Origin of the sequence: Actinophytocola algeriensis, from assembly GCF_014203735.1 — a bacterium.
GTDB classification, from domain to species: Bacteria; Actinomycetota; Actinomycetes; order Mycobacteriales; family Pseudonocardiaceae; genus Actinophytocola; species Actinophytocola algeriensis.
This window is the reverse complement of record NZ_JACHJQ010000010.1, coordinates 146,498-164,508: the sequence shown is the minus strand read 5'-3', so window position 1 is coordinate 164,508 and position 18,011 is coordinate 146,498. Positions and strand designations below refer to the sequence as shown.

The following is an 18,011-nucleotide window of genomic DNA, read 5'->3' as shown; positions in this document are numbered from 1 at the left end:
ATCGGCTTGGCGTTGCTCGAACGTGATCGCGAGCTGGCCACGGCGCAGGCCGTGACGACGGCCGCGGCCCGTGGGCACGGCGGAGTGCTGGTGGTCGGCGGACCGCCGGGGGCGGGCCGGACGGCGCTGCTCGACGCGGTGTGCGCCGCGGTGCCCGCCGACTTCGTCCGGCTGCGCGCCGACGCCGCGGTCGCCGAACGGGACTTCGCGTTCGGGGTGGTGCAGCAGCTCTTCCAGCCGCTCGTCAGCACCGCGACCGACGGCGACCTCGACCGCTGGCTGCGTGGCCCCGCCGCCCCAGTGCGCGGGCTGCTGCTCGACGAGCCGTGGTCGGTGGACCACGAGGCGGGGGAGGCCGTGCTGCACGGCCTGCACTCGTTCCTGCTCAACGTCAGCGAGGACCGGCCGGTCCTGCTCGCCGCGGACGACCTGCAGTGGGCCGACACGCCGTCGCTGCGGTGGCTCGGCTACCTCGGCAGGCGGGTGCGGTCCGCGCGGATCCTGGTGGCCTGCGCGCTCTGCGACGGCCGGGACGCGCGGGACCCGCGCCTGCTCGACGACTTCCGAGCCACCGCGGAGCACTCCGTGGAACCCGCGCCGCTGTCCCCGTACGCCGTGCGCAGGCTGCTGGCCGACGAGTCCGGATGGGACTGTCCACCCGCGGCGGCGGTCGCCTGCCACGAGGTGACCGGCGGCAACCCGGGTGCGGTGCGGGCCGTGCTCGACGGTCTGCGCGCCGAGCGTTCGTGGTCGTTCCGCGCACAGGACCTCCAGCCGCTGTTGCGGGAACGCAGGCTGGCGGACCTCGCGTCCGCACCGGTCGAGGTGCGCACGATGGCCAGCGCGCTCGCCGTGCTCGGCGACGCCGCCGAGCCGGATCTCCTGTGTGGACTGTCCGGGATGGACCACCTGGCGTACAAGTCCTCAGTGGCCGCGCTGGAGCGGGCCGGCCTGCTCGCCGACACCGACTCCCCGCGCCTGGTGCACGACTCGGTCCGCGACGGCGTCCTCGCCGCACTGCCCGCGCCGGTCCGCACCCGGCTGCACCGCACGGCTGCCCGGCTGCTGCGGGACGCCGCGCACCCGGCGGAGGACGTCGCGGACCACCTGCTGCTGGGCGGCCGGGGGTACGACCACGCGGAGAGCGCCGTGCTGCGTGCCGCCGCGGGCGCCGCGCTGGACCGCGGCGCCACCGAGACCGCCGCCCGCTACCTGCGGGCCGCGTTGCTGAACCACCTCGAGCAGGGCCCGGAACGGTCGCAGCTGCTGGTGGCGCTCGCGGCCGCGGAGCGCAGCGCCGCCCCGGGAGCCGCCGCCCGGCACGTCACCATGGCGTTGCCGCACCTCACGGCCGGGGTGGAGCGGGCCGTGGCCGCGCTGTCCATCCCGCCCGCGCTCGCCGCCACCACACCCGCGCTGGTCGACGTCGTGCGCGACACGTGGGCCGACCTCGTCGCGCACGACCCGACGGGCAGGCACCGGCAGCTGACCGCCCGGCTGACCGCCCGGATGCGCCTGCTCGTCCTGCACGACCACGTGCCCGGCCCGGTCGCCACGGCCGACCTCGACCGGGCCGAGGTCGACGACCTGCTCGGCACCGGCGCGGGCCGGGAACTGCTGGCGGTCCACTGCTACGAGGCCGCGCTCGGCGGCACCCGCCCCCGCGGCGAGGTGGCCGACCTGCTGGGCCGGGTGCTCGCCCGCGAGCCCGCGACCCCGGCGCACGTCCACACCGCGCTGCCCGTGCTGGTGCCGACCGCCGTGGCGGCCGACGCGGAGGCGGAGCTGACCGGCTGGCTCGAACTGGCCGGTCGCGAGGCACGACGCACCGGGTCGACCGGGGAGCGGGCGCTGCTGGACGCCGAACTCGCGGTGCTGCACGCCGCCACCGGCAGACTCGGACGCGCACAGTCGGCCGCGACGGCCGCGTTGTCGTCGGCCGGACCGGACTGGCCCGAGACCACCGCGCTCGCCGTCACGGCGCTCACCTCGGTCGCGCTGCGCACCCAGGACGTCGAGCTGGCGGGCCGGCTCCTGGCGAACGGGCCGCCACCCGCCGATCCCCGGGTCGCCGTGTCGCTGACCATGCTGCGCGGCATGACCGACGCGCTCGCCGGTGACTGGGCTACCGCGCTGGACCGGTTCCTCGACTGCGGGCACCGCCTGCGCCGCGTCGGCTGGACCGGGGCGGCCGGACCGCCGTGGCGGGAGTGGGCGGTGGCCGCGCACCGCGCGCTCGGCGAGTCCGCCGCCGCCGAGGCGCTGGCCGCCGAAGCGCACCGCGTGGCGCAGGCGTGGGGGAGCCCGGGTGCGGTCGGCCGGGCGCTGCTGTCACGGGCCTCGCTCGCCGGCGGCGCCGAGGCACTCGCGCTGGTGCGGTCCGCGATCGACGCCCTGCGCGACTCCGACGACCGGCTGACCCTCGCCGCCGCCCTGACGGTGCTCGGCCGCCGGTCGCGGGAGCTCGGCGCCACCGGAGACGAGGCCGTGGCCGAGGGGGAACGGATCGCAGGGGAGCGCGGCACCTACTGGGGCGCGGAGGGCTCACCGTACGGCGGCCCGGTGCCCCGGCCGCGCCGCACCGGGCACGTGCCGCTCACCAGGTCCGAGGAGGCCGTGGTCGCCTCCGTCCGGAAGGGCTGGACGAACCAGCGGATCGCCGACGACCTCGGTGTCACCCGGCGGGCCGTCGAGAAGACGCTGACCGGCGTGTACCGCAAGCTCGGGGTGTCCGGCCGGGGCGCGTTGCTGCGCGGACCGGAGCCGGGGGAGTAGCGGTACGGAGGCGCGGCGGCGGTCGTGGGGTCCGTACCGAACCAGCCGCCCGGCAATTCCCGCATCGTCCGAACCGCGGCCAGATAAATCCCTGGAATCGCCTCGCCATGCCGCCGTACGCATTGCTGCGCACATTTCCCGTCCATAGTCTTCGAAATTGATTTGGACGGCGCAACGAAGCACAGGACAGGTCGATTTCCATGGGCAACGAGTTCGCGATCGACGATCCGCACGACACGCTCGGCGGGGACCCCGAACAGCGCGACGGCGTGTTCCGCACGGTGTTCGACCGGGCCGGGGTGCGGGTCGCCGCGCTCGACCACACCCTCCTGATCACCGACGCGAGCGCCGGTTTCGCGGCCGAGTTCGGCCGCACGGTGCCCGGGCTGCGGGGTGTCCTGTTCCCCGACCTGCTGCACCCGAGCGTGCGAGAACGCCTGGTCCAGCAGCTGACGCGGCTGGTCGAGGGGCAGCGGCAGCGGTTCGTCGACCGGGTGCTCGCACCCCTGTCCGGCAGCACCGTGTTCGGCGGTGAGCTGACCGGGTTCGTGGTGCACAGCGAGGCCAACCAGGTCGACGGACTGCTGGTCGTGCTGCGGCCGGAGCCGATGGAGCGGGGCACCGTCGTGGTCGGCAAGCGCAAGCTGCTCTCGGAGACCGACGCGCAGATCCTCGAGGGGATCGCGGCGGGCGCCTCGACCGTCCAGCTGGCCGCTCTGCTGTACCTGAGCTGCGGCGGAGTCGAGTACCACCTCACCGCGCTGCTGCGGTTGATGAAGGTCGGCAACCGGTCCGCGCTGGTGTCCAAGGCATACTCCATGGGCCTGTTCGGCGTCGGCACCTGGCCCCCGAGGGTGCTCCCGGACTACGTCGGGTGACAGCGGCCGACTCGGTGCCCGTTTGTGTGGGGTAGCTGTGCGCTGCCCACGATTGTTGCTGGTAAACGCGTCGCAAGTGAACGCGGGTTTTACGATAACCAACGTAAAACCAACCAAACCGCTTGCTAATCAACATGACGTCTCCTACACTTCGTGACGACGGAGTCACCGTGAGCCGCGGTGCGTGAACCGTCCGGACGGCCGAGACCCGGCCTGCGACCGGCGCACAACGCCGCCACGCGAATTGTGTGCGGGCTTGTGCAAGATGCAGAATTTTCGCGGCATTCCGATGTCGCGGTCGAGTTCTGCGCGGAACAATTTCGGAACGGGAGCGTCAATGACTGCCGCGCCGTATGGACCCGGAATTCCGGGGGTGGCCGGGTTCCTGGTGGAACGCGGCCCGGAGCTGCACCGGCTCCGCACCGCGGTCGGCCGTCTCGCCGCCCACCGCCGCTCGAGCCCCCTCGTCCTCGCCGGCACGCGCGGCGCCGGCCTGAGCGCGCTCGTCGACGTCGCGGTCGCCGAGGCCGACGCCATCGGCATCGCGGCCGCGGTCGCCCGCTGCACGCCTGCCGAGGCCGACCTCCCGTACGGCGTCGTCACCCAGCTGGCCGCCCAGCTCGCGGGCGTGGGTCAACCGCTCCCGCTGCGCCTGCTCGGCGCCCCCGCACGCGCCGCGGTGCCCGGCCTGTGCGCCGAGTTCCTGGACCTCGCCCGCACCCGCCCGCTCGTGCTGGCCGTCGACGACGTCCACTGGGCGGACCCCGCCTCGCGCCGCTGGCTCGGCGGCCTCGCCCGCCGGGCGGGCCAGGCGCCGCTGCTGCTGGTGACCGCCGGCGCGATCGAGCAGCCGCGGCCACCGGCCACCGTCCTGCGCGTGCGGCCGCTGGGGGAGCAGGCGGTGCGCGAGCTGATCGCGGTGCGGTGTGGTCGCCCCGCCGATCCCGGATTCGCCGAGGGCGTCACGCGGGCCACCGGCGGCAGCCCTGCCGTACTGCGGGTCGTGCTCGACCGCTTCGCCCGGCTCGACCTGCCGCCGACGACCGAGCACCTCGCCGAGGTCGTCGAGCACGCCGCCGAGGTCGTCGGCGACCGCGCCGTCCCGGTGCTCGACCGGCTGCCCGCCGACGCGCTCGCGCTGGTCCGCGCCATGGCCGTGTACGGCGACGCCGGTGACCTCGACTTCGTCCGCGCCCTCGCCCCGCTGGGCAGGCGGTCCGCCGACGCCTCGCTCGCGCTGCTCGTCCGGCTCGGTCTCGTGCCGCCGGGGGAGCGGCCGGTGCTCGGGCCCGCCGTGGCCACCCGGGTGCTCGCCGGGATGCCGGCCGGGGCGCGCGCCGACCTCGCCCGCCGCGCCGCCGAACTCGGCCACCGGATCGCGCTGCCCGACGACCGGCTCGCCGCGCTCGTCGTGCAGGCGCCGCCGCTACACACCGAGTGGGCGGTGCACACCCTGCGCGCCGCCGCCGTCCGCCGCCCGGCGGGCGAGGCGGCGGCGCTCCTGGCTCGCGCGCTGCGTGAGGACGTCCCCGCGCAGCGCGCTGAGGTACTGGTCGACCTCGCCCGTGCCGAGTCCTCGGCCCGCCGCGAGGTGAGCACCCGCAGGCTGGAGGAGGTCCTGCTCGGCGCCGGTCCCGAGGTGCCGGACCGGGTGCTGGTCGCCGCCGCCGACCTGCTGCAGACCGGCGGCGACGCACAGGCAGCGGACCGCGCCATCGCGGTCGCGTGCGCCCGGCGCCCCGACCAGCCCGCGCTGGCCGCGATCGGCTGGCTCGCCGCCAACGACAGCGCGGGCGAACCGGTCCTGCCCGCCCCCGTCACCACGCGAGCGGACCAACTCGCCGACCCCGTGCTCGCCTCGGTCGCCGGGTGGCGGCTCGCCATGCGCGGCAGGCACCGCGATCGCGCGCGCGAGTTCGCGCTCGCCGCGCTCACGGGCCAGGGGCAGGACGCGCCGCACGGGCCGCGGATCCTCGCGTGCCGGGTGCTGCGCTGCACCGGCGATCTCGCCGAGGCCGTGGCCGGACTGGACGACGTGGTCGCCGACGCCCGAAGGGCAGGCGCCCGCCAGACCGCCGCGCAGGCGCTGCTCGAACGGGCCCGCTGCGAGCTGGCCAGGGGCGGGCTCACCCGCGCCGCCGCCGACCTCGCCGCCGCGCAAGTGGAACTCCCCGCCGACCGGTGGCACCCGAGGCTGCTGCCCGCGCTCGCCGGGCTCACCGCCGTCCGCGCGCTCGTCGAGGGCGACGTGACCGAGGCGGAGCGCGTGCTCGCCGGGCCGCTGCCCCCGGCGGCCACCGGCGGCGCCGCGTGGGCCCAGTACCAGTACGCGCGCGGCTGCCTGCGGCTCGCGCTCGCCGACCCGGTCGGCGCGCTGCCGCCGCTGCTCGACTGCGGCCGGGTGCTGACCGTGCGACGCCAGACCAGCCCCGCGCTGTCGGCCTGGCGGTCGATGGCCGCGATCGCCCACGCCGGGGCCGGGCAGACCAGGGCCGCCGCCGACCAGGTGCGGGACGCGGTGGGACGCGCACGCGCATGGGGCGAACCGGCCACGCACGGCCTCACGCACCTGCTCGCCGCCTACACCGGCCACGACACGCGCACACACCTGCGTGCCGCGGTCGGCCTGCTGGCCGCGTCGCCGGCCCGCGTCCACCGCGCACTGGCCGCCCGGGAGGCGGAGAGCGCGCGGGGCGCGGCAGGTGCCACCCACGAACTGTCCACAGAGGACCGTCGGGTGGCGCAGCTGGCCGCCGCGGGACGGTCCAACGCGGACATCGCCCGGCTGCTGGCGCTGGGCACCCGCACGGTCGAGTCCCGGCTCACTGGCATCTACCGCGCGCTCGGCCTGTCCGGGAGGCGAGCGCTCGCAGCGGTGTTCCGGCCCCCGGTGGTACTGGGCTGACGGCGAAGTCCCCGGTACGGCGAGGAGAACGTCCGACGAGAGGTGGAGTGGTCATGAGCAGTGGCATCGCGGTCGACGTGATCGGCAGGACGGGCACGGCCCTCGCGAGCAGGCGCCCGGACTGCGGGGACGTGTTCAGATCCTTCTTCGAGCGGTCCGGGGTGTGCGTCGCGCGCCTGGACCGCGGCATGCGGGTCGTGAGCGCGAACACCGACTTCCAGAGCCGGTTCGGCCGCGCACGGCAGGACGTGCGCGGCACCGAGCTCGTCGAGCTGCTGCACCCGGACGACCGGACCCGCGTGAGCAGGCAGCTGGACCGGCTCGCCGACGACCCCTCCGCCCGGTTCGCGGAACGGGTCGCGGCAGGCAGGCGCGGCGCCGCGGCGTTCGCCGGAGAACTGACCGGACTGGGCATGACCGACGACGTCGGCCACTTCGACGGCGTCATGGTGCTCGGCGATCGGCCGGCGCAGCCCGGCGACGAGCCGACCGCCGCGCGCCGCCAGCAGATGCTGAGCGAGGTCGACGCACGCATCCTGGAAGGCGTCGGGGGCGGGGTGTCCACGGTGCAGCTCGCCGCGACCCTGTACCTGAGCCGCGGCGGCGTCGAGTACCACGTGACGAGCCTGTTGCGCCGGTTCAAGGTCAAGAACCGGCCCGCGCTCATCTCCAAGGCCTACTCGGCGGGCATCTTCCGCGTCGGTTCGTGGCCGCCCCGGGTGCTGCCCGAGTACGTGAAGTAGCGCGGGGCCTCGCCGGACGGGCACGCTTCGGGATGCCAGGGAGCCCTTTCGTGGTCGGCTCTTGCCGCGGGGTGGCGCCCGCTGTCCTGAATGGTCCGTTCGGGGCGCCTGCCCGTGCCGCGCCCAGCGCGGGAATGCCTCTCGGTACCCGGCTCGGTCTGTGGGAATACCTACACCTTTCCCACTACCAATGAGGTGTCGCCGGTGAGAGGAGGGTCCATGACCGCGGTGGGAAAGTCGGTCCTGCGGGTGCCCGACGACACGCTGGCACACCGGCTCGCGATGTCCGCGTCCACAGTGGACGGCGGGTGCAACACCATGGCGGAGATCCGGTCCTGGCTCGCGGACCGGGCCGAGAAGCAACTGCACCAGGTGGCGCGGATCCCCTTCGCGGAGTTGCGGTCCTGGCGGTTCGACGAGGACAGCGGCGATCTGCGCCACGACAGCGGGAAGTTCTTCCGCATCCAGGGCCTGCGGGTCCAGTCCGACTTCGGACCGGTGCCGTCGTGGACGCAGCCGATCATCAACCAGCCCGAGATCGGCATCCTCGGCATCGTCGTCAAGGAGATCGGCGGCGTCCTGCACTGCCTCATGCAGGCGAAGTCCGAGCCGGGCAACGTCGACGGCGTGCAGGTGTCGCCGACCGTGCAGGCCACGCGGAGCAATTACCTGCGCGTGCACGAGGGCGGCGCGGTGCCTTACCTGGACTGCTTCCGCGACCTCGGCAGGCACCGGGTGCTCGCCGACGTGCTCCAGTCCGAACAGGGCGCGTGGTTCTACCACAAGCGCAACCGCAACATGATCGTCGAGGTGGACGAGCCGGTCGAGGCGCACGAGGACTTCTGCTGGATGACCCTCGGGCAGCTGCACCTGCTGCTGCGTGAGGAAAACGTGGTCAACATGGACGCCCGCACCGTGCTGTCGTGCATGCCCGCCGGGTTCGAGGCAGCGGCGGGCGGTCTCACCGACGAGATGGTCACCGCGATCGCGCTGTCGTGCGACCCGGCGTTCGGCGGGCTGCACACGCCGCAGGAGACGATGAGCTGGCTCACCTCCCGCGAGTCGGAGCAGGTCGTGGTCACCGAGCTGACGGGGCTGTCGGACGTGCCGCGCTGGCGGCGCACCGACGTGGACATCCACCACGACGAACACCGGTTCTTCCGGGTGGTGGCCGTGTCGGTGCTGGCCAACAGCCGCGAGGTCGGGGACTGGACGCAGCCGCTGCTCGAACCGTGCGGAACCGGGCTGATCGTGTTGCTGGTCAAGCGCGTCGACGGCGTGCTGCACGCGCTCGTCAACGCGCGCGCGGAACCCGGCTACCGCGGCACGGTCGAGCTGGCGCCGACCGTGCAGTGCACCCCGGCCAACTACGGCGGCATCACCAGCGAGCAGTGGCCGCCGTTCCTGGACCTCGTGCTCGACGGTGACCCCGGCCGGATCCTGTTCGACACCGAGCTGTCCGAGGAGGGCGGCCGCTTCCACAACGCGCGCAACCGCTACCGGATCATCGAGGTGGCGGAGGACTTCCCCGACGGCGGACGGCCGGAGTTCCGGTGGCTGACACTGCACCAGCTGACGAGCTTCCTGGGGCACAGCAACTACGTCAACGTCCAGGCCAGGACGCTGATCGCCTGCCTTCGGGGGCTGCGGTGAACGGGCCGGTGCGCATCGGGGTGCTCGGCTGCTCGGCCATCGCGCGCAGGCGCACCCTGCCGGTCATGCGGGACGCGGACCACATCGAGGTCGCCGCGGTCGCGAGCCGCTCCGCGGACAAGGCACGCGAGTACGCGGCCGGGTTCGGCGGCGAACCGTGTGGCTACCACGAACTGCTGGCGCGGCCGGACGTCGACGCCGTCTACATCGGACTGCCGAACGCGCTGCACCACGAGTGGGCACGGCTGGCGCTGCTGGCGGGCAAACACGTGCTGTGCGAGAAGCCGCTCGCCACCGACCAGAGCAGCGCCAAGGACCTCGAGGACCTCGCGACCACGAACCGGCTGGTGCTGCGGGAGAACTTCGCGTTCCTGAACCACCCGCAGCACGACGAGGTCAAACGGCTCGTCGCCGACGGCAGGCTCGGCGCGGTCCGCACGGTCGCCGCCGCGTTCGGCTTCCCGCCGCTGCCCGCGACGGACATCCGCTACCGCGCGGAACTCGGTGGCGGCGCGCTGCTCGACGCGGGCGTGTACCCGATCCGCCTCGCGTGGCACCTGCTCGGCGACGGGCTGTCGGTCGCGGGTGCCGTGCTGCGGGTGGATCCCGCGCTCGGTGTCGACGTCAGCGGGCACGCCCTGCTCACCAGCCCTGACGGTGTGTTCGCCGACCTGGAGTTCGGGTTCCAGCACACCTACCGCTCCCGCTACCAGATCTGGGGCAGCGCGGCGGCGTTGCGGCTCGACCACGCCTTCACCCCGCCGCCGGGGCACCGCGGCAGCCTCGACATCGAGGAGCAGGACCACGGCGAGCAGCTCGTCATGCCGGCCGCGCACCAGTTCCGGCTCTCCGTGGAACGCTTCGCCGACGCCGTCCGCACGGGGTGGTCGGCGCGGACGGAGGCGCCGTGGCTCGCGGGCGCGCGGGAGACCGCGCGGCTGGCGGAGGAGATCCGCGCCGTCGCCGTGACGGTCCCCGCCCAGGCGGGCGCCGCCTGATGGACGTCGTCGGCAACGGGTTCCTCGCGAGCCACCTCCGCCCGCACTTCGGCGCCGGCTACCCGGACGTCACCGTGATCGCGGCCGGGGTGTCGAGCGCGGGCTCGACCGAGGGCGCCGCGTTCGACCGCGAGGCGAACCTCGTCTACGACGTGCTGCGCCGCTGCCGTGCCGGGGGCCGCACCGTCGTGTTCTTCTCGACCGCGTCGACCGGGATGTACACCGGCGCGGACTGCCCGGGCACCGAGGACGGCCCGGTGTACCCGCGCACCCCCTACGGCAGGCACAAGCTCGGCCTCGAACGGGTCTGCGCGCTGTCCGGCACCCCGTTCCTGGTGCTGCGCCTCGGTTACGTCGTGGGTGCGGGCGCGCCACCGGACCAGCTGCTGCCGGCGCTGACCCGGCAGGTCCTCGCAGGCGAGGTGACCGTGTTCCGCGGCGCGCGGCGCGACCTCGTCGACGTCCGGCACCTGATGCTCGTGCTGGACCGGCTGCTCGCCGCCCGGGTCGCAGGCGAGGTGGTCAACGTGGCGACCGGGGCACCGAGGGACGTCGAGGACGTGCTGGCGGCGCTGGAGCGCAGGCTCGGCGTCACCCCGGCCCGGCACTACGTCGCGCACGACCTGGAGCACGCGGCCGTCGACACGGCGAAGGTGCGCGGCCTGGTCCCCGAGTTCGCCGAGCTGGACTTCGGCCCCGGCTACCTCGACGAGCTCCTGGACCGCTACGTCGACGCGGACGCGGTGCGCGGGGGCCTCATGGAAGCAACCGCAGGCAGCTGAAGGGAAGGGACACATGCGGGCACGGCCATTGCGGATCGAGGGCGCGTTCGAGTTCACCGCGGAGAAGTTCCACGACGACCGCGGGTACTTCACCTCACCGTTCCAGGGGGACACGTTCACCACCGCGGTCGGCAGGGCGCCGTTCCCCATCCGCCAGACCAGCCACAACTTCTCCGTCCGCGCGGGCGTCCTGCGCGGCATCCACTACACCGCGACCCCGCCGGGAGGGGCGAAGTACGTGCACTGCCCCCGCGGCCGCGTGCTCGACTTCCAGGTGGACCTGCGCGTCGGGTCGCCGACGTTCGGCGTCACCGACTCCGTGGTGCTCGACGAGACCAACGGCCGGGCCGTGTACTGCCCGGTCGGGGTCGGGCACGGCTCGGTCGTGCTGACCGCCGGGTCGGTCGTGATGTACCTGCTGTCCCAGGAGTACGTGCCCGCCTACGAGCTGGCCGTGTCGCCGCTCGACCCGGGCCTCGCGCTGCCGCTGCCGCCGGACCTGGAACTGGTCATGTCGCCCCGCGACACCGCGGCCGTCACGGTCGCCGAGGCGCTGGAGCAGGGCGCGCTGCCCGACTACCAGACCTGCCTGGCGCTCGACCAGGCGCTCGAGTCCGTGTGAACCGGAGAGGAAACCGTCCCGTGCGAGTCCTGTTCGCGATCTTCCCGGCGACCGCGCACCTGTACCCGGTGGTGCCGCTCGCGTGGGCACTGCACAACCAGGGGCACGAGGTCCGCATCGCCGTGCACCCCTCGATGAACGACGCCGTCGCGCGCACCGGGCTGACCGCGCTGCCCTTCGGCGACAACGAGACCGTGCGCCACGTGGTCGGCTTCAACAGCGACCCGGACAAACTGGCATCGCTCACGACCGACCTGTCGCTGCGCTGCCTGCCGGACGAGCCGTGGCACGACGCGTGGCTCGGCACCATCGCCACGTTCACCATCTACGCGTCCGTGCTGGACGAACTGGTCGACGTGTGCCGGGAGTGGCGTCCCGACCTCGTGGTGTGGGACCCGCTGTGCGTGCCCGCCGCGATCGCCGCCGAGGCAACCGGGGCCGCGCACGCCCGTTTCCTGTGGGGCCAGGACAACGTCGGCTGGATGTGGGAGCGCTACGCGGAACGTGATCCCGCGAGCACCCCCGTCGCGGTGGACGGGTCGGTGAACTGGCTGCTCGGTGAGCACCTCGCCCGCCACGGCGTCGAGTTCTCGCCCGCCCTGTTCGTGGGGCAGTGGACGATCGAGCCGCGACCGGACCGCTGGGCGGTGCCGACGTCGCTGGACCGGCTGCCGCTGCGGTCGGTGCCGCACAACGGCGGCGGGCACGTGCCGGACTGGGTCCGCGCGCCGCGCGACCGGCCGAGGGTCGTGCTGTCGCTCGGGATCGGCGGCCGGGGCCGGGAGCTGTTCGCCGAGAGCGGGCTCACCCACACCGGGCTGGTCCGCCGGCTGTCCGAACTGGACATCGAACTGGTCGTCACCCTGGCGCACAAGGACTTCGACGGTGCGCTGCCGAACAACGTGCGGGTCGTGGACTACGTGCCGCTCAACCAGGTGCTGCCGGACTGCGCCGCGATCATCCACCACGGCGGGGACGGCACCGCGCTCGCCGCGGGCGCCTTCGGGGTGCCGCAGCTGGTGGTGCCGGTGCCGTTCTGGGCCGAGGACAACGTCGCCGACCACATCGCCGACCAGGGCGCGGGTCTGGTGGTCCGCCCGGCCGAGCTGACCGGTGAGGCACCGGCCGACGTGCTGGCGGACGCGGTGACCCAGCTGCTCACCGAGGAGCGGTTCGCCAAGAGCGCGGCGGAGTTCTCCGAGGAGCTCCGCACCCAGCCGAGCCCGGCCGAGCTGGTCCCGGAGATCGAAGAGCGCGTCGCCCGGCACCGGCGCTGACCAAGGAGGGCACCATGGGCAGGATCAACGTCTTCCAACCGACGCTGGGTGACGAGGAGGCCGCCGCCGTCGCGGCGGTCTTCGCAGGCAACTGGCTCGGCTACGGACCGCGCGCGAAGGCGTTCGAGGCGGAGTTCGCCGCGCACCTCGGGGTGGCCGCCGAGCACACCGTGCTGATCAACTGCGCGACCTCCGGCCTGTTCCTCGCGATCGAGCTGCTCGAGCTCGGCGCGGGTGACGAGGTGGTGCTGCCGTCGCCGAGCTTCGTCGCCGCGGGCAACGCGGTCCTGGCGAGCGGCGCCCGGCCGGTGTTCTGCGACGTCGACCCGGCCACCCTCAACCCGACCGCCGACCACGTCGCGGCCGCGCTCACCCCGGACACGAAGGCCGTGCTGCTGCTGCACTTCGGCGGTTACCCCGGCGACGTGGCGGCCATCGCGCGGTTGTGCCGGGACCGCGGCGTCACGCTGATCGAGGACGCCGCGTGCGCCGTCGCGTCCCGGGTGGACGGACAGGCCTGCGGCACCTTCGGCGACCTCGCCGTGTGGAGCTTCGACGCGATGAAGATGCTCGTCACCGGGGACGGCGGCATGCTGTACGTCCGCGACCGGGAACTGGCGGACAAGGCCCGGCGGCACGCCTACTACGGCATGGTCGAGTCGAGCGGCCTGTCCAAGGTCGGGTCCGGCCGGACGGCCCGCTGGTGGGACCTCGAGGTCGAGCACCCGGGACGGCGGATCATCGGCAACGACGTGACCGGCGCGATCGGGAGCGTCCAGCTGCGCAGGCTGCCCGGCTTCGTCGAACGCAGGCGGGAGATCGCCGCGACCTACGACCTGCTGCTGGCCGGTGAGCCCGCGCTGCGGGTCCCGCCGCCGCTGCCCGCCGGGCACGAGACCTGCCACTACTTCTACTGGGTGCGCACCGACCCGGTGACCAGGGACCGGCTGGCGGCGGATCTGCTCGACGCGGGCGTGTACACGACCTTCCGGTACCCGGCGCTGCACCACGTGCCGCTGTACGGCGCGACCCACCAGGTCCTGCCGGGTGCGGACCAGGCAGCCGAGGAGACGTTGCTGCTGCCCCTGCACCAGGGCCTGACCGACGCCGACGTCAGACACGTCGCCGACGCGGTGTGCCGGTCGGTGTCCGCGGAACGGGCCACCGTATAGAGAGGACACCGATGACGACCGTTCACGAGAACACCACCGCGTACGGGCACCGGCAGGCCGCCGTGTACGACGCGGTCTACGGCGGCCGCGGCAAGGACTGGGTCACCGAAGGCGACGAGCTGGCCGCCCTGGTGCGCGAACACTGCCCGCACGCGGCGTCGGTCCTCGACGTGGCGTGCGGCACCGGCAGTCACCTCCGCCGCCTGGTCGAGTTGTTCGACCGTGCCGACGGGGTGGAACTGTCCGAGGCGATGTGCGACATCGCGGCCGCCAAGGTCCCGGACGCCACCGTGTACCGGGCCGACATGCGGGACTTCGACCTCGGCCGCACCTACGACGCGGTGCTCTGCCTCTGCTACTCCATCGGGTACTCGACGTCCGTCGACGAGCTGAACGGCACCGTCGCGCGCCTCGCCGCGCACACCGCGCCCGGCGGGGTGTGCGTCGTGGAGCCGTGGTGGTTCCCGGAGCGGTTCCTGCACGGGTTCGTCACCGCGTCCTCGGTGACCGAGGACGGCCGGGCCATCACCCGCCTGTCCCACTCGGTCCGGGACGGGGATGTCAGCCGCATGACCATCCGCTACGTCGTCGCCGACGCGGCGGGCATCGAGGATTTCACCCAGGTCGAGGTCCACTCGCTGTTCACGCGCGAGGAGTACCTCGCCGCGTTCGAGCACGCTGGCCTCGCGGCGGAGTATCGGGAGGGCGGCCCCAACGGTCGCGGCCTGTTCATCGCTCACCACAGCTAATGCTGTGTCCACCAACGTTTGCCGGGTCCTCCGGCGGGTCCGGCCAAGCCGACGGTGATCGCCGTGCCGGGGTGGGCTGGATGCTGTGAAAGGCGCGTTGGGGACATGGCCGGTGTTGTGAAAGGCGCGTTGAGGGCGTTGGGTGCCCTGAAAGCGCCTTTCACAGCGTGGCCAACGCCGTGAAAGCGCCTTTCACAGCACAACGGGACGTCGTGAGGGTGCGCAGGCGCCGGGGGCGCAAGCCCCACACCACACCCGAGGCTGCCTGCCATCCCGTCGACCTGGCAAAGCCCGATCACACCGGATCAAGGAGGCACCCAGCAGCCAAAACCGGCGCCAAACCTCGGAACCGCCCCCTTGAGCCGGTGTGATAGCCCGAAGGGAGGTCGACGGGATCGCAGGCAGACCGACCCTCGCCAAGCCACCGAAGATGCCAAGCCGCAAGGCCATCCCGGAGACCTGCCCCTCCGGCGAGGAGCCGCCGGAGGCAAACCCGCCCGGCGAAGACACCCGTCCGGCGAGGACAAACCACGAACCCACCCCCGGCCAACGTAAGGCGGTGGCACCGCCGTAGGCGGCATCGGCCACGACCGGGCGTCGCGACAGGCCCCAGTCGAGGGTCTCGTCGATCATGTCCAGCGCCAGGCGCCACTTCTCCCAGTGCCGGACCTCGTCCGGGATCGCGCAGCGAACCCGCTTCCGGACGATCTTCAGCCACGTCCTGCTCATCGGTGGCTTTGCGATCGTCCCAGGACTCGGGCAGGCACAACCGCCAGTCCACCGCGGCCGAGGCCCAGTCGGTGACCGCATGCACGCTGACCCGATCTGGCAGTTGCCCCGCTTGCCCAACGCTCCGCAATACATGATGGCGGCGTGGCCAGGTCGCGGAACGCTCGGCGTCGAAGGCGGGTGGAGGGCTTCGCTGGATTCGCTGGTGGTGCTCCGTTGTGCCACTACCAGGACGAGGCGAGTGCGAGGTCGGCGTACCGCTGCTCCTGCTCGGCCTGCCGCAGGTCGGACTCGACCATCATGTGCATCAGCTGTTCGAAGTCGACGGTCGTCCGCCAGCCCAGTTCGGCGCGGGCCCGGCTGGAGTCCGCGCACAGCGTCTCCACCTCGGCGGGCCGGACCAGCCGGGGATCGATGACGACGTGGTCCTCCCACCGCATGCCCACCGCGCCGAACGCGATGCGGACCGCGTCCCGCACCGAGTGCATCCGGCCGGTGCCGACGACGTAGTCGGTCGCCTCGTCCTGTTGCAGCATCAGGTGCATGGCGCGGACGTAGTCGCCAGCGAAGCCCCAGTCGCGCACCGCGTCGAGGTTGCCGAGGCGGAGCTTGTCCTGCAGCCCCAGTTTGATCTGGGCGACGGCGAGCGAGATCTTGCGCGTCACGAACTCCGCGCCGCGGCGCGGGGACTCGTGGTTGAACAGGATCCCGGAGACGCCGTACATGCCGAACGACTCGCGGTAGTTGCGGGTGATGAAGTGCCCGTAGGACTTCGCCACCCCGTACGGACTTCGCGGGTGGAAAATGGTTGTCTCGTGTTGTGGCGTCTCGATCACCTTGCCGAACATCTCCGACGACGACGCCTGGTAGAACCGGATCTGGCCGCTGCTCGCGGTGCGGGACTTGTCGATCCCGCACACCATCCGGATGGCCTCCAGTACGCGCAGCACGCCCATGCCGTTGACCTCGGCGGTGAGCTCGGCCTGTTGCCACGACAGCGGCACGAAGGAGATCGCCGCGAGGTTGTAGACCTCGTCCGGCTGCACCTTGTCCACCGCGGACACCAGGCTGCCCTGGTCCATCAGATCACCGTCGACAAAGGACAGGTCGGCCATCAGCCTGCTGATGCGCGACTTCCTCGGGTTCGCTTGCCCTCGGATGAGGCCCCACACCTGGTAACCCAGCGAGAGCAGGTGCTCCGCGAGGTACGAGCCGTCCTGTCCGGTCACGCCGGTGATCAAGGCACGCTTGGTCACAGGAAATCCCCTTTCGTGCACCGGCGACTGATTGAACTGCATCGAAACTAGGGATTCCTCCAGGGGCATGCGGTCATTGTTGGCGCCAGAGTCCGCCTTTTACCGACGAGTGAACGCACGCGAGGGGCGACCATGACCCAGATGTCCGACATTGTGCTCGGCGGTGCGACGCAGGCAGAGATCGAACGCACCCCGCTGCCGCCCACGTACCTGGCCGCGCACCTGCGGGTCGAGGACGCCGACATGTTCCTCGGCGTCAGCGACAAGGACGTCCGCAAGTCGCTGCGCGTCGGCCGGGTGCCGATGCCGGAGCTGGCGCCCGACGAGGTCGTCGTCGCGGTCGCGGCCAGCTCGGTGAACTACAACACCGTGTGGTCGGCGATGTTCGAACCGATCCCGACCTTCCGCTTCCTCAAGCATTTCGCCCGGCAGGGCGGCTGGGCGAAACGGCACGACCTGCCCCACCAGGTGGTCGGATCGGACGCCGCGGGTGTGGTGGTGCGGGTCGGTTCCGGTGTGCGGCACTGGAAGGCGGGCGACCACGTGGTGGTCAGCCCCGCCTACGTCGACGACCAGGAACCCGCGTCCCACGCCGACGGCATGATGGGTGCCGAGCAGCGGGCGTGGGGTTTCGAGACCAACTTCGGCGGCCTCGCGGAGTACACCGTGGTGCGCGCGAGCCAGCTCATCCCGAAACCCGCCCACCTCACCTGGGAGGAGGCCGCGGTCAACACCCTGTGCGCGGGCACCGCCTACCGGATGCTGGTGAGCGACAAGGGCGCCAGGATGAAGCAGGGCGACGTGGTGCTGGTGTGGGGTGCGGCCGGCGGGCTCGGCGCGTACGCCGTGCAGTTCGTCCGCAACGGTGGCGGCATCCCCGTCGCGATCGTCTCGTCCGAGGAGAAGGCGGCGGCGGTGCGCGCGCTCGGGTGCGAGATCGTCATCGACCGCAGGGAGTTCGGCCTCACCGACCGCGCCGCCGACGACCCGGCCGAGGCCGTGGCGATCGGCAAGCGGCTCGGCCGGATCATCCGCGACCGCACCGGCCGCGACCCGGACATCGTGTTCGAGCACGTCGGCCGCGCCACCTTCGGCATCTCGGTGTTCGTGGTCCGCCGCGGCGGTGTCGTCGTGACGTGCGGTTCGAGCACCGGCTACCAGCACCTGTTCGACAACCGCTACCTGTGGATGAAGCTGAAGCGGGTGATCGGCAGCCACGTCGCCAACCTCCAGGAGCAGTGGGAGGCGAACCGGTTGTTCGAACTGGGCGCGGTCGCACCGACCCTGTCGGCGGTCTACCCGCTCGCCGAGGTGGCCGAGGCGACCCGGCTCGTGCAGACCAACCAGCACATCGGCAAGGTCGCGGTGCTGTGCCTGGCGCCGGAGACCGGCCTCGGCGTGACCGACCAGGAACTGCGTGCCCGCGTCGGCGCCGACCGCCTCAGCCCGCTCCTCGGGGCCCGGTGAGCGCG

The 18,011-nt window shown here is 72.9% G+C and carries 13 protein-coding genes and 1 pseudogene; 12 read left to right on the top strand and 2 right to left on the bottom strand.

Annotation, left to right across the window (positions count from 1 at the left end):
- Nucleotides 1–6: 6 nt before the first annotated feature.
- From FHR82_RS38460 to FHR82_RS38410, 11 genes are all read left to right on the top strand, one after another.
- Nucleotides 7–2,775, top strand: coding sequence for a helix-turn-helix transcriptional regulator (locus tag FHR82_RS38460; RefSeq protein ID WP_184815579.1), 2,769 nt, complete (start codon nucleotides 7–9; stop codon nucleotides 2,773–2,775).
- A gap of 200 nt (nucleotides 2,776–2,975) precedes the next feature.
- Complete coding sequence (locus tag FHR82_RS38455) at nucleotides 2,976–3,653, top strand: helix-turn-helix transcriptional regulator (RefSeq protein WP_184815578.1); 678 nt, start codon at nucleotides 2,976–2,978, stop codon at nucleotides 3,651–3,653.
- A gap of 337 nt (nucleotides 3,654–3,990) precedes the next feature.
- Nucleotides 3,991–6,558: an AAA family ATPase gene (locus tag FHR82_RS38450; RefSeq protein WP_184815577.1), complete on the top strand. Its 2,568-nt coding sequence runs from the start codon at nucleotides 3,991–3,993 to the stop codon at nucleotides 6,556–6,558.
- Nucleotides 6,559–6,611: 53 nt separating this feature from the next.
- The gene (locus FHR82_RS38445) at nucleotides 6,612–7,301 is read left to right on the top strand and encodes a PAS domain-containing protein (protein WP_184815576.1); all 690 of its coding nucleotides are present in this window, start codon (nucleotides 6,612–6,614) and stop codon (nucleotides 7,299–7,301) included.
- A gap of 219 nt (nucleotides 7,302–7,520) precedes the next feature.
- Nucleotides 7,521–8,954, top strand: a complete 1,434-nt coding sequence (locus FHR82_RS38440) for an NDP-hexose 2,3-dehydratase family protein (protein ID WP_184815575.1) — start codon at nucleotides 7,521–7,523, stop codon at nucleotides 8,952–8,954.
- The gene (locus tag FHR82_RS38435; RefSeq protein ID WP_184815574.1) at nucleotides 8,951–9,952 is read left to right on the top strand and encodes a Gfo/Idh/MocA family protein; all 1,002 of its coding nucleotides are present in this window, start codon (nucleotides 8,951–8,953) and stop codon (nucleotides 9,950–9,952) included. The genes FHR82_RS38440 and FHR82_RS38435 overlap by 4 nt, the downstream gene beginning before the upstream one ends.
- Entirely contained in the window at nucleotides 9,952–10,734 is a 783-nt protein-coding gene (locus FHR82_RS38430) for an NAD-dependent epimerase/dehydratase family protein (RefSeq protein ID WP_184815573.1), read from the top strand. The genes FHR82_RS38435 and FHR82_RS38430 overlap by 1 nt, the downstream gene beginning before the upstream one ends.
- Nucleotides 10,735–10,747: 13 nt before the next feature.
- Nucleotides 10,748–11,356: a dTDP-4-dehydrorhamnose 3,5-epimerase family protein gene (locus tag FHR82_RS38425; protein WP_184815572.1), complete on the top strand. Its 609-nt coding sequence runs from the start codon at nucleotides 10,748–10,750 to the stop codon at nucleotides 11,354–11,356.
- 20 nt (nucleotides 11,357–11,376) lie between these two features.
- Nucleotides 11,377–12,633: a nucleotide disphospho-sugar-binding domain-containing protein gene (locus FHR82_RS38420; RefSeq protein ID WP_184815571.1), complete on the top strand. Its 1,257-nt coding sequence runs from the start codon at nucleotides 11,377–11,379 to the stop codon at nucleotides 12,631–12,633.
- A gap of 14 nt (nucleotides 12,634–12,647) precedes the next feature.
- Nucleotides 12,648–13,805, top strand: a complete 1,158-nt coding sequence (locus FHR82_RS38415; protein ID WP_184815570.1) for a DegT/DnrJ/EryC1/StrS aminotransferase family protein — start codon at nucleotides 12,648–12,650, stop codon at nucleotides 13,803–13,805.
- Between the two features lie 11 nt (nucleotides 13,806–13,816).
- Nucleotides 13,817–14,554, top strand: a complete 738-nt coding sequence (locus FHR82_RS38410; RefSeq protein ID WP_184815569.1) for a class I SAM-dependent methyltransferase — start codon at nucleotides 13,817–13,819, stop codon at nucleotides 14,552–14,554.
- 549 nt (nucleotides 14,555–15,103) lie between these two features.
- Here the strand turns inward: FHR82_RS38410 and FHR82_RS48300 are convergent.
- Together FHR82_RS48300 and FHR82_RS38400 are read right to left on the bottom strand one after the other, a co-directional pair.
- A pseudogene (locus FHR82_RS48300) lies at nucleotides 15,104–15,445 on the bottom strand (transposase); the annotation flags it as partial.
- A 62-nt stretch (nucleotides 15,446–15,507) separates the two neighbouring features.
- Nucleotides 15,508–16,539, bottom strand: coding sequence for a GDP-mannose 4,6-dehydratase (locus FHR82_RS38400; protein ID WP_184815567.1), 1,032 nt, complete (start codon nucleotides 16,537–16,539; stop codon nucleotides 15,508–15,510).
- 132 nt (nucleotides 16,540–16,671) lie between these two features.
- Here FHR82_RS38400 and ccrA point away from each other — a divergent pair, with 132 nt between their 5' ends.
- Nucleotides 16,672–18,006 carry a crotonyl-CoA carboxylase/reductase gene (gene ccrA / locus FHR82_RS38395; RefSeq protein WP_184815566.1) on the top strand — a complete coding sequence of 445 codons (1,335 nt, stop codon included), beginning with the start codon at nucleotides 16,672–16,674 and terminating at the stop codon, nucleotides 18,004–18,006.
- Nucleotides 18,007–18,011: the final 5 nt, after the last annotated feature.